We start from the raw sequence: 12,006 nt of genomic DNA, 5'->3' as shown, positions 1-12,006 counted from the left end.
TATATTTAAAATCAGTAAGTATTGCTGCTCTCTAATAAACATCAAGGCGGGGATTACATGTTGAGAAATAACTATCGTTATTTTATCATTTTTATGATTATTCTTATTACAATCATTAATTATATTGATAGAGGTGCACTTTCATATGCCCAAGCTGAAATCATCAAGGAGTTCAATTTAGATCCAGTAAGTTGGGGAGCAATCCTTGGATATTTTGGATATGGTTATATATTCGGTGCACTATTTGGAGGAGCATTAGCAGATAAGAAAGGTCCTAAATTCATGTGGATCATTGCCGGAACTACATGGTCTTTTTTTGAAATCGGGACAATATTCGCAGGTCACATAGGTGCAGCATTATTTGGAGGCTCTGCCTTGGCAGGATTTGCGGTATTTCGTGTTTTATTTGGTTTAGCTGAAGGACCTACCTTATCAACGATGAACCGAACGATGGCAAACTGGGTATCCCCTAAAGAAAAAGGGTTTGCTGTAGCACTTGGATTAGTTGGAACGCCAATTGGAGCATTAATTACTGCACCCATCGTAGTAGGTCTTCTAACATTCACTAACTGGAAAGTAACATTTGTTATTCTCGGTATATTAGGCTTTATTTGGGTAGCAATTTGGAACAAAGTATTTACAAACTTACCAGAAGATCATCCAAGAGTCTCGAAAACCGAACTAGAAGAAATTAGAAGAGCAGATATTTTAATAGAAGGTGAGACGAAATTAGACGAACAAATAAATGTACCATGGTACCATTTTTTTAAGAACCCTACGTTAGTATTTAATGCCATTGGATATTTTGCCTTTTTATATGTAAATATTTTATTACTTACATGGACCCCAAAATATCTGCAAGATGAATTTAATTATTCACTTTCTTCACTTTCATATATTGGTATGATTCCCTGGGTAGGTGCTATTATCACTGGTCTATTAGGTGGTAAAATCTCGGATATATTACGTAGAAAAACAGGGAATTTACGTATTGCCAGATCTTGGTTCACGGTAGCATCCTTATTTTGTACAGCTGTTTGTTTTATGTTGATCCCAACAGTCGATAGTGCTGCAGCAGTACTTGCATTAATGTGTATAGGTAATGCCTTTAATTATTTACCAAATTCCATCTATTGGATAGTTGTCCTTGATACAGAACCAAATAAAGCAGGAACTTTTGGGGGAGTAACTCATTTTATTGCGAATCTAGCGACTATTATTGCCCCAACCCTAACAGGAAGTCTTGTTGCCATTTATGGATATAATGCCATGTTTATCGCAGCTTCAATAGCCGTAACGATCGGCATGATAGCCATGGTTTTCGTGAAACCAGGCAAACAAGGTAACTCATCTGAAACTACCAATAATCTGGTTAGCTAAGATAAGTCATCAGGTGTATTGATTACGAATATGTTTAAAATTTATTTCATTTCACTTTAAAAAGAATAAAAAAAGCCGTTACTTCATTTCAGAAGAAGTTACAGGAAGAGCATCCGATTGACCCTGAAATTCATGCTAGTGAAATAGAACCAAACGAGGGCGCGGAACTGGCTGCCAAAATAGGGGCTATTTCTGCTTAGCATTTATTAAAGACTTCCGAAGAAGTCAGGAACCATTGCCTGCTTGCTTCCAGCCACAGCTTTGTATTTAAGTAAAGATGCGGCCCCAGGACGCCGAATCGTTGAGGAAGGTGTAGCTGTTACCATTTCGACCGATTGCAATCCCGGATCCCCGCCGTCGACTTCTCTATGCCTCTTGTCATGAACCTGGCATGAATCGTGATGCGTTTTACCCCTGCTGAAGCACTTACGGCGGTAGCATACAATACTGCTTGTGCAATCAGGTTCGCTTGAAGTCGGAAATCAAGCGGATGGAATGGGCTTATAGAAGTATTTGTCCACATGTAATAGTGCTGAATCGTAGGATGGTGGATTATCATCCTACCCATTGTCAGCGTTAAACACTTTACCGCTTTACAGTGGAGAATAAATAAAGGGGTTTTAAGGAAATCGTGGAATAAAACCTTCTATGTGGAGGAGATATTATGTGGATAATTACTATCCATTCGAAGAATGGCTTTAAAATGTTTGAGTTTTATACAGAAAAGGAAGCAAGGGAGAAATTCGAGGTAATAGAAGGCTGTAAAATCCTTAGTGAAGTCATTTATTTCAATGATAAACAATTGGTCAAACCTTGAAGCTATATATTCATGATTAAAAAGACAAAAAAGTTAGAATGGTTTGATATAAGTTATAAAAAAATGCTATTTTATAATTTTCATTGCTGTAATTTCATTATAGTATTAGTCTTAACCATAAAATGAAAAACTACCTGTAAGTAAATTTCTAACTTGCATGGAGGTGTACATGGTAGGGTCAGCAAAATATCATTATTTTATGTGAACTAAAAACTTTGGGTGCTACCGGAGAATTAGTAATGGTGTTTTTTGGATTGATATATCTGAAAAATCAAAAAATGGGGGAGGTTCTTTGAACGAACAAAAATTCACAATTGACGATGCCCCATTTAATAAGCTTCATTTTCGTATTGCATGTGGACAGGGCTGATCGGCAGTTCTGCTTTAATTGGTCCTTATTATTTCAGGTAAGAGTGAGAATGATATCTCAGTATTTTCTATAAATCGATTTTAATGAAATAAGTCCTTTCCGTTTCACATCGAATGTAATTGTATACTTCCCTTTAAACTTGTAATCAAGACCGTTGCTTTCCTTATTAGTGGAAACAATGGTTTTTTTATTACTTTATATTCTACCATTTAGATTTTGAATCTAATTATATGTTAGGTTATCTAACAAAGTATTGTCGAAATTAAAAAAACATGGTAGAATATGAATATTCCGAAATATGAAACAATAATTCCGAATTTCAGAACTTTTGAAAGTGAAATACTTATTTTTTCCTACATATTTATAAGTCTTAATATTCGAAAATTCTGTAAATAGGAGAGTGTATGATGAATACAGTTGATTTGAATTCTGATTTAGGTGAGAGCTTTGGCACATATCGAATTGGAAATGATGCAGAGATTTTGGATTTTGTAACATCTGTCAATGTAGCGTGTGGATTTCATGCTGGCGATCCTACCGTTATGAGAAAAACGGTTCAACTTGCTTTAGAGAAAAATGTGAAAATTGGTGCCCACCCAGGATTACAAGATTTAATTGGTTTTGGCCGACGCAATATTAATATTTCCCCACAGGAAGCTTATGATATTGTTGTCTATCAAATAGGTGCATTAAATGGCTTCTTGCAATCTGAAGGCGGAAATATGCAACATGTTAAACCACATGGTGCTTTGTACAATATGGCGGCAAAGAATAAAGAGTTGTCCCTTGCCATTGCAGAGGCTGTATACAAGATTAATCCTGAGCTCATTTTATTTGGCCTGTCTGGAAGTGAATTAATACGTGCTGGACAAACCATTGGATTACAAACGGCTAGTGAAGTGTTTGCGGATCGGACATATCAACAAGATGGTTCATTGACTTCTCGAATGGAAGCGCATGCAATGATAGAAAATGATGATGTTGCTGTTGCACAGGTAGTTCGAATGGTTAAAGAAGGAAAGGTTTTGTCACAGCAAGGGACTGATGTGACTTTAAAGGCAGATACCATTTGTATTCATGGGGATGGAGCACATGCTTTAACCTTTGCTCGTCATGTAAAAAAATCCTTGGAAATATCTGAAATTACAGTTAAGTCTATTTCTAAATAAAAATCACAAACACCTAGGAGGCAGATTTCATTGGAGCCAATCAAGAATATAACTGACGAGAAAAAAAATCATTCTAAGCCAAAAACTAACTGGACATTATTACTAGGTGCAGCATTTCTTATGGCAACATCAGCCATAGGACCAGGTTTTTTAATGCAGACAACGGTTTATACCCAAAGTCTTGCAGCAAGTTTTGGGTTTGTTATTCTAATTTCAGTTATTCTTGATATTTTTGCACAAACAAATGTATGGCGCATTATTGCTGTATCTGAAAAACGAGGACAAGAGATTGCAAACATGGTTCTTCCAGGCCTGGGTTATGTTCTAGCGGCACTCATTGTTATGGGTGGGCTCGCATTTAATATAGGGAACATCGCAGGAGCTGGACTTGGTCTAAATGCGATGACAGGAATTTCCCCAACAACTGGAGCAGCAATTAGTGCAGTTATTGCAATATTAATTTTTGTTGTAAAAGAAGCGGGTAAAGCGATGGACCGCTTTACACAAATTGCCGGCTTTTTTATGATCTGTTTGATGATATATGTTGCATGGACGACTTCTCCTCCAGTTGGAGAAGCAGTAGTGAAGACATTCGCCCCTGATAAGATTAATATTATCGCAATCGTTACATTAGTTGGAGGGTCTGTAGGTGGCTATATTACATTTGCTGGCGGTCATCGTCTATTGGATGCAGGCGTGAAAGGTGTCGGAGCACTGCCAGAAGTCACAAAGAGTTCAGTAATGGGTATTTTAATAACCACAGTTATGCGAGTTGCTTTATTTTTAGCAGTTCTAGGTGTTGTATCTAAAGGCTTGCAAATTGATTCAGAAAACCCTGCGGCATCCGTTTTTCAACTTGCTGCTGGAAATGTTGGTTATAAAATCTTTGGTATTGTTATGTGGGCTGCAGCAATCACATCAGTAGTTGGTGCTGCATATACTTCAGTTTCGTTTATCAGAACATTCAGTGAAAAAATAAATAAAAAAGCTAATTGGATTATAATTGGCTTTATAGTCGTTTCAACAATTTGCTTTATGTTAATTGGTAAACCGGTAAAAGTACTGCTTGTAGTAGGAGCTATTAACGGACTTATTTTACCAATTGCCCTTGGAACATTATTAATTGCTGCTTATAAGAAAAACATTGTAGGTGAATATAAACATCCTTTATGGTTAACGATATCAGGTGTATTTGTGGTAGTTGTTATGGCGTTAATGGGTGGATATACTTTATTTACTCAGCTACCATTACTATTTAAATAAACAAATTAATTATATTTATTCAATAGGGCTGGTAGCTTTTCAAAGCTGCAGTTATATATAGGAGATGTATAATATGATTGACCTTTCGCAAGTAACCCCGGCTCAATTGCGCGCAATGATTCGCAACAATAAATGGGTTAAACCAACTGCTGGAATGGCAAACGGATATGCACAAGCAAATCTAGCAATCTTAAAAAAAGAGCATGCGTTTGATTTTTTATTATTTTGTCAACGAAACCCTAAGTCTTGTCCACTTCTAGACGTAACTGAAATTGGTTCCCCTATTCCTAAATTTGCTGCGCAGTCTAGTGATATACGTACAGATATTCCAAAATATCGGATATATAAATATGGTGAATTAGTGGAAGAAGTAACGGATATTTCAGATTATTGGGAAGATGATATGGTTGGATTTTTAATTGGGTGCAGCTTTACATTCGAACATGCCCTTTTGAATAATGATATATCGATTCGTCACATTGAAGAGGGATGTAATGTACCAATGTATAAAACGAATATTTCATGTATTGAAGCAGGGATATTTCATGGGGAAATGGTAGCCAGCATGCGTCCGATTCCTCAGAAAGATGTCGTACGAGCGGCTCAGGTTACATCGCGTTTTCCTGCTGTTCATGGGGGGCCGATCCATATTGGAGATCCGGAGGCGATTGGTGTTTCTAACATACAGCAACCTGATTTTGGCGATGCAGTAACGATTCGTGAAGGAGAAGTGCCAGTATTCTGGGCTTGTGGTGTAACGCCTCAATCTATCGCAATGGAAACCAAACCGGCGATTATGATTACGCATGCACCAGGACATATGTTTATAACGGATATTCGTGATGAAAAATTAGGCGTTTTATAATAGACAGAAAGAGTTGAGTTCTATGCCGGAAAAGCTTTTGAATAAAACTACATACGTACTGTCTCCCTTAGGCGATTCCGCAATCGTGATTACATTTGGGAATGAGATGAAATACGACATTCACAAAAAAATTAAAATGTTTATGGATTTGCTTGAAGATGAAACTTTTGTTGGATTTATAGAATGTGTGCCGGCTTTTACTAATTTGACGGTTTTTTACGACCCTCTAGTTATCTATAAGGATCAAAAACAAAGCAATGAAACTAAAACCATTTCTCCCTATGAAGTGGTACGTTCCATCTTGGAAACGAAATTACAGGATTTAAAAGGAGATAAAAAACTCTCACATCGAACGGTGTCCATTCCTGTGTGTTATGGGAAGGAATATGGCCCGGATTTGGAATATGTAGCCCGTTATAATAATTTAACTACTGATGAAGTCATCCATATTCATTCAAACGGTGAGTATTTGGCCTATATGATTGGATTTGCACCAGGCTTTCCATTTCTCGGTGGACTATCAGAAAAAATTTCAGCGCCTAGGCGTTCCTCTCCACGAATGACCATTCCTGCAGGGGCAGTAGGAATTGCTGGTATGCAAACGGGAGTATATCCTATATCAACACCTGGTGGATGGCAATTAATCGGTCAAACGCCAACCAAACTATTCTTACCAAATATAAATCCCCCAAGTTTATTACAAGCAGGGGACATTGTAAAATTCCATCCTATTTCTAATCAAGAGTATAAAGAAATTATTCTTAAGGAGGGGTTACAGTGAGCCTGCGTGTAATCAAACCGGGATTATTAACTAGTATTCAGGATCTTGGAAGAAAAGGATTTCAGCAACATGGAGTGATAGTAAGCGGTGCAATGGATGCATATTCCCTACGAATTGCAAATATGTTAGTTGGCAATAAAGAAGGTGAAGCTGCTCTTGAAATTACGTTAATGGGCCCGACTCTTAAAATAGAAAAAAATTGCTTGATCGCGATAACAGGTGGGAATTTATCACCTACTATTGACAGTCAGGCTGTTCCAATGTGGAAGCCTATTTATGTAAAAAAGGGAACCATTCTTCGATTCGCCGGATGTAAATCAGGTTGTAGGGCTTATTTGTCTGTTGCGGGAGGATATGCTATTTCTACAGTTATGAAAAGTAAAAGTACATATTTAAGAGGGGAAATTGGCGGCTATAAAGGAAGATCATTAAAAGTAGATGATGTTGTGGATTTTAATGAAACTTCTACTATACTAGATAACCGGGAGTTTAAGGAAGCGTTTAGTGCTCCAAATTGGTTTGTCAATGAAAAGGAGTTTATGCCAAGTCGCATGCCAGTTATTCGTTTCATAGATGGAAGCCAGTACGATTATTTTACTGAATCAAGTAAAGTTAGTTTTACAGAAAATTTGTTTAAAGTTTCAAACCAATCTGATCGTATGGGCTATAGAATATCTGGCCCTTTGCTAGAGTTACAGGAAAAACGTGAGCTATTGTCTGAAGCAGTAACTAATGGGTCAATTCAAGTTCCACCTGATGGAAACCCTATCATTCTTCTTGCGGATAGTCAAACAACGGGAGGGTATCCTAAGATAGCTCAAGTGATTACAGTTGATTTACCATTAATTGCCCAGGTCAAACCAGGGGAATCTATTCAATTTTCACGAGTAACCTTAAAAGAAGCCGAGCAGCTTTTCCTTCAAAAAGAACAACAATTAAAAGAATTAAAGGTTTCGATTTCATTAGCTCTAAAAAAACAGCACGTCTAATAGTAGCCTCATCAAAAAGTAGTAAAAGGGAAGAGAGTACTCTTATTAAAAGAGCACTTTCTTTTTTTGTTTATTCTCCGAAAACAGCCTTACCTCAAGAAAAACTTCCAACAGTATTTCCTCCTTCACAATAAAGACTAGAAAAGAGAAAATTTGAAATAAAGTACAGGCAGTTCTGCACACCAGAACTGTGAGTTTTTAGACAAAAGGGTTTCCATCTAAATGTTAAAACAAAGTGATCGGAACAGGTGTGCGAGACTCCTGCGGGAAAAGCGCGTCCAAGGGAGACCCCGCAGGCGCAAAAGGCGCCGAGGGCGGACCGCCTGCGGAAAGCGAGTGCCTGAAGTGGAAATCAACGTTCAAATTGTACAAGCCATAAAAATAGACAAACTCGATTTTCATCGAGTTTGTCTACAGTCTGGCAGTTCTGTACATCAGAACTGTTTTTTTATTTTTCAAAGATAGGGGAATTTTCCCCATAGGATAGGGAAGTTCCCCGATATGGAAAAATCGGGGCAGCTCTTACAATAAGGGTATGGTAATTGTTTGTAATGAGGAGGAATAGTAATGCAGGCAAAAGTAGCAGCAAATCAAAAAACAGGGAAATCAATTGATAATGCTTTTGCATCACATTTTGCTAAGTCTATGTTTCTAGCAGTTTGCGGACTTGTAATCTTATCGTTTGTTGGCACGAAAATGTTTACACACGTAGATTTAAACCTTTATGGCTATATGGTAGGGACGATTATTTTTATTGGGGGGTTCTTTTACAGGTTTATCGCATGGGGTGAAAGGCCTCCAACAAAGATTTTTATAAAAAAAGGCATCAAACTTCTATTTAGAAAATCAACGCCTAAAACATCAGTTGAACATTTAGCAACATACAATTTCATCTGGAATAGGGGAATTTACCGATGGACTCAGCACGTTCTAATCGGATGGGGATGTATCCTTTCCTGCTTCGTTACATTCCCTCTAGTATTTGGATGGATGTACTTCACCATGGACGACAATGGCTACTACAACATTATCGCAATGGGGATCAAGGTAATAACAGTACCAGCTAATGGGATCATTGCGAATTTATCATATAACGCTCTGAACATTACTGCTGTAATGGTTATCGCCGGAGTATGCATGGCACTTTACCGCCGTTTGAAAAATATGCAGGCAAGAGCAGAACAAAAATTCATGTATGACTTTCTTCCATTATATATGCTGTTATTGGTTAGCGTTACAGGCTTGTCACTAACGTTTATGAACATCTCTTTGCACGGTGCAGGGCAGCCAGCTATGTCCCTGATTCACCAGTGGTCAGTCATTATTACATTGATTTATCTTCCATTCGGAAAACTTGCTCACATACCTTTCCGCCCTATGAGTGTATTTGCAAGAAACTACAGAGAGCATTATGCGGAACAATCCATGAAAGGATGCAAAGTATGCGGTGTTGAGTTTGTTTCAACAGAGCAATCAAAAGATGTCGTAGAGGTTCTCGGCGTGAACGATATTGAATTTCAAACGAAGGAAGGTTATCATCTCGCTGAAATGTGCCTACCTTGCCGAAGAAAATACCGGATTGCTCAATTTTCCGGTTTCCCTATCCATGAGCTAAAAGTTAAGGAGGCAAACCAGAATGCAGAGGGATAAGTTTTTTAAAGAAGTAGAGAATGTGATACACCCGAATGAAACACTGGTCAAAACGCATTGTGCGTATTGTGGAATGCAGTGCGGAATGAATTTAAGGGTAAATAGAGCGACAAATAAAATCATTGGGGTTGAACCACGTTATGACTGGCCTGTAACGGTTGGGAAAATGTGTCCAAAAGGGGTTACAGCTTACCAGCAGACGAACCATGATGATCGTATTTTAAAACCGCTTATTCGTGATGATGCATCATTAAAGGGAACAAAGGAAGGCTTTCGTGAAGCAAGCTGGAATGAAGCATATGATTTAATCGCGAAAAAGTTCAGTGAGCTTCAAAATAAATATGGAAAAGATTCATTATCCGTTTTTAGCGGTGTATCAATGACAAATGAAAAATGCTATTTAACAGGGAAATTTGCACGTGTGGCTCTTGGAACACGCTACATTGACTATAATGGCCGTTTCTGTATGTCAAGTGCGGCCGGGGGATTCCTTCGTTCTTTCGGCGTAGATAGAGGTTCAACATTACCCTGGACAAATATTCATGAAACAGATTGCTTATTTATTGCAGGAAGTAACACAGCAGAATGTCATCCAACTTCTATGTTCAGAGTCTGGAACGTTCAAGAAAGAGGCGGATACATTATCGTGGTAGATCCCCGCGAAACGCCTATTGCGAGAAGAGCGGATGTGCACCTTGACCTGAAACCAGGAACGGATCTTGCCCTTGCTAATGGAATCTTAAATTTATTAATTCAAAATGGTTATGCTGACGAAGAGTTTATTAATAATCATACAAACGGATTTGAAGAAACAAAAGAGCTTGTAAAAGAATTCACACCGGAATATACGAGTGAGCTTACAGGTGTGGCACCGGAAAAAATCATTCGCGCAGCAGAGATTTATGGAAAAGCACCGAATGCAGTTGTCATGTTTGCCCGTGGAATTGAACAGCAGCATAAGGGTGTTGACAATGTTTCTGGATATACAAACTTGGCGCTTGTAACAGGTAAGATTGGCCGTCCGAAGTCTGGTGTAGCAACATTCACTGGTCAAGGAAATGGACAGGGTGGTCGAGAGCATGGTCAGAAAGCGGATTTATTGCCAGGATACCGAAAAATTACAAATCCTAAACATGTAGAAGAAGTTTGTAAAGTATGGAAAATCACTCCGGAAGAAATGCCTCAGCCGGGTGTTTCTGCTTATGAAATGTTTGAACTAATGGAACAAAAAACGATCCGCGGATTGTATCTGCTATGTTCTAATCCTGCAGTATCCGCGCCGAATTTAAATTTCGTCAGGAGCGCGATGAAAAACCTGGATTTTATGTTGTGTTCGGATTTCTATCTTTCTGAATCAGCAGAGTTTGCGGATGTGATCCTGCCGTCTGTAACGTGGTCAGAAGATGAAGGGACAGTTACAAACCTGGAAGGAAGAATTATTAAGATAAATAAGGCACAAGAACCAATCGGTGAATCTAAGCCCGATTGGCAAATACAAGTAGAGCTTGCAGAACGTCTCGGAAGAGGAAAATATTTTTCATATTTGAAAACAGCAAAAGATATAGCTGATGAATTCAGACTGGCTAGTAAAGGCGGATATGCCGATTATTACGGTGCTACATGGGATAAAATCGACAAACAGGATGGAGTATTCTGGCCTTGCAAGGGTGAAAATGATAAGGGAACGCCGCATATGTTCCTGGATAAAAAATTCTATCACGCAGACGGAAAAGCAAGAATTTGTGCGCTTCCTTACCGTCCCCCAGCTGAAGAACCAGATGAAAAATATCCGCTTCGTTTAACAACTGGACGTGTCGTTTACCACTACTTATCAGGGAACCAGACGAGAAGGATCCAGTTCCTTCGTGATATGTGTCCGGAGCCATACGTCGAAGTACATCCAGAAACAGCGAAAAAATACAATATGGAACATGAGGAAAGGGTCCGCCTATTTACCCGAAGAGGTGAGGCAATCTATAAAGTGAAAATTACAGAAGCAATTCGGAAAGATACTGTATTTGTTCCGTACCACTTTGGTCACGAGCAATCTATCAATCTATTAACCATTGCAGCACTTGATCCGATCTCTCGTATGCCGGAATATAAGGCGTGTGCTGCTCAATTGGAAAAAGTAGAAATAAAGAAGGTGCAATAAATGAAAAAGAGGCTCTACTTAGAACTTGAAAACTGTATAGGATGCCGTTCATGCCTCGCAGCATGTACACAATGCGGAGGGCATGAAGAGCGGAACAGAAACTATGTTTATGATGTAAACCCTATGGTTAATCGGCAAACCATGCCTCTAATGTGCCTTCATTGTGTGAATCCGGCCTGTGCAAGAAGCTGTCCAGCCCAGGCAATCCAAATTCATGAAACAGGGGCCGTGTTATCAGCTCTCGTTGAAAAATGTATTGGCTGCCAAAACTGTACAATTGCTTGTCCATACGGAATTCCAAAATTTGATACTGAACAAAACTTAATGTACAAATGCGATTTATGTATCGACCGGACAAAAGACAGTATCCCGCCAATGTGTGCAAGTGTTTGCCCGACTGATACACTTCAGTGGCTATCTGATGAAGAAATTGAAAATAAGAAAAAACAATTTAATCTAGATAATGGAAAATGGGTGACTAGCATGCCATATCTTGAAGGTGAAACGAACGTTAAAGTAAATTTGCCTGGTATTTTACAGGGGATAACAAAGCTATTTTAGGAGGGA

The 12,006-nt window shown here is 38.6% G+C and carries 10 protein-coding genes and 1 pseudogene; all 11 read left to right on the top strand.

The annotated features are described in order from the left end of the window. Positions 1–57 precede the first annotated feature (57 nt). The 11 genes and pseudogenes from ACQKKK_RS13695 (at position 58) to ACQKKK_RS13645 (ending at position 12,000) form a co-directional block, all read left to right on the top strand. Positions 58–1,380 (top strand): MFS transporter, encoded by a 1,323-nt coding sequence (locus ACQKKK_RS13695; RefSeq protein ID WP_427616681.1) that lies wholly within the window; start codon positions 58–60, stop codon positions 1,378–1,380. A 122-nt stretch (positions 1,381–1,502) separates the two neighbouring features. Next, positions 1,503–1,872: pseudogene (locus ACQKKK_RS13690) on the top strand (amidohydrolase family protein); the annotation flags it as partial. A 172-nt stretch (positions 1,873–2,044) separates the two neighbouring features. Continuing rightward, positions 2,045–2,197 carry a hypothetical protein gene (locus tag ACQKKK_RS13685; RefSeq protein WP_427616680.1) on the top strand — a complete coding sequence of 51 codons (153 nt, stop codon included), beginning with the start codon at positions 2,045–2,047 and terminating at the stop codon, positions 2,195–2,197. Positions 2,198–2,974: 777 nt separating this feature from the next. Then, entirely contained in the window at positions 2,975–3,736 is a 762-nt protein-coding gene (locus ACQKKK_RS13680) for a LamB/YcsF family protein (RefSeq protein ID WP_427616777.1), read from the top strand. Positions 3,737–3,856: 120 nt separating this feature from the next. Then, positions 3,857–4,999 carry an NRAMP family divalent metal transporter gene (locus tag ACQKKK_RS13675; protein WP_427616776.1) on the top strand — a complete coding sequence of 381 codons (1,143 nt, stop codon included), beginning with the start codon at positions 3,857–3,859 and terminating at the stop codon, positions 4,997–4,999. A gap of 73 nt (positions 5,000–5,072) precedes the next feature. Continuing rightward, positions 5,073–5,864 carry a putative hydro-lyase gene (locus tag ACQKKK_RS13670; RefSeq protein ID WP_427616679.1) on the top strand — a complete coding sequence of 264 codons (792 nt, stop codon included), beginning with the start codon at positions 5,073–5,075 and terminating at the stop codon, positions 5,862–5,864. Between the two features lie 22 nt (positions 5,865–5,886). Beyond that, positions 5,887–6,645, top strand: a complete 759-nt coding sequence (gene pxpB / locus ACQKKK_RS13665; RefSeq protein WP_427616678.1) for a 5-oxoprolinase subunit PxpB — start codon at positions 5,887–5,889, stop codon at positions 6,643–6,645. Continuing rightward, the gene (locus ACQKKK_RS13660) at positions 6,642–7,634 is read left to right on the top strand and encodes a biotin-dependent carboxyltransferase family protein (protein WP_427616677.1); all 993 of its coding nucleotides are present in this window, start codon (positions 6,642–6,644) and stop codon (positions 7,632–7,634) included. The genes pxpB and ACQKKK_RS13660 overlap by 4 nt, the downstream gene beginning before the upstream one ends. A 567-nt stretch (positions 7,635–8,201) precedes the next feature. Then, entirely contained in the window at positions 8,202–9,284 is a 1,083-nt protein-coding gene (locus ACQKKK_RS13655; protein ID WP_427616676.1) for a hypothetical protein, read from the top strand. Continuing rightward, positions 9,271–11,439 carry a molybdopterin oxidoreductase family protein gene (locus tag ACQKKK_RS13650; protein WP_427616675.1) on the top strand — a complete coding sequence of 723 codons (2,169 nt, stop codon included), beginning with the start codon at positions 9,271–9,273 and terminating at the stop codon, positions 11,437–11,439. Before ACQKKK_RS13655 ends, ACQKKK_RS13650 begins: the two co-directional genes overlap by 14 nt. Beyond that, positions 11,440–12,000 (top strand): 4Fe-4S dicluster domain-containing protein, encoded by a 561-nt coding sequence (locus tag ACQKKK_RS13645; protein ID WP_427616674.1) that lies wholly within the window; start codon positions 11,440–11,442, stop codon positions 11,998–12,000. The last annotated feature ends 6 nt before the right edge of the window (positions 12,001–12,006 follow it).

The organism is Peribacillus sp. NPDC006672 (assembly GCF_050274955.1).
Lineage (GTDB): Bacteria > Bacillota > Bacilli > Bacillales > DSM-1321 > Peribacillus.
The sequence above is the reverse complement of the archived record's forward strand: the minus strand, read 5'-3'. Positions and strand labels throughout refer to the sequence as shown.

Bases quoted from the DNA above. Each gene is read 5' to 3' on its own strand.
- ACQKKK_RS13695 (WP_427616681.1), top strand. From the start codon at position 58: ATGTTGAGAAATAACTATCGTTATTTTATCATTTTTATGATTATTCTT.
- ACQKKK_RS13685 (WP_427616680.1), top strand. From the start codon at position 2,045: ATGTGGATAATTACTATCCATTCGAAGAATGGCTTTAAAATGTTTGAG.
- ACQKKK_RS13680 (WP_427616777.1), top strand. From the start codon at position 2,975: ATGAATACAGTTGATTTGAATTCTGATTTAGGTGAGAGCTTTGGCACA.
- ACQKKK_RS13675 (WP_427616776.1), top strand. From the start codon at position 3,857: ATGGCAACATCAGCCATAGGACCAGGTTTTTTAATGCAGACAACGGTT.
- ACQKKK_RS13670 (WP_427616679.1), top strand. From the start codon at position 5,073: ATGATTGACCTTTCGCAAGTAACCCCGGCTCAATTGCGCGCAATGATT.
- pxpB (WP_427616678.1), top strand. From the start codon at position 5,887: ATGCCGGAAAAGCTTTTGAATAAAACTACATACGTACTGTCTCCCTTA.
- ACQKKK_RS13655 (WP_427616676.1), top strand. From the start codon at position 8,202: ATGCAGGCAAAAGTAGCAGCAAATCAAAAAACAGGGAAATCAATTGAT.
- ACQKKK_RS13650 (WP_427616675.1), top strand. From the start codon at position 9,271: ATGCAGAGGGATAAGTTTTTTAAAGAAGTAGAGAATGTGATACACCCG.
- ACQKKK_RS13645 (WP_427616674.1), top strand. From the start codon at position 11,440: ATGAAAAAGAGGCTCTACTTAGAACTTGAAAACTGTATAGGATGCCGT.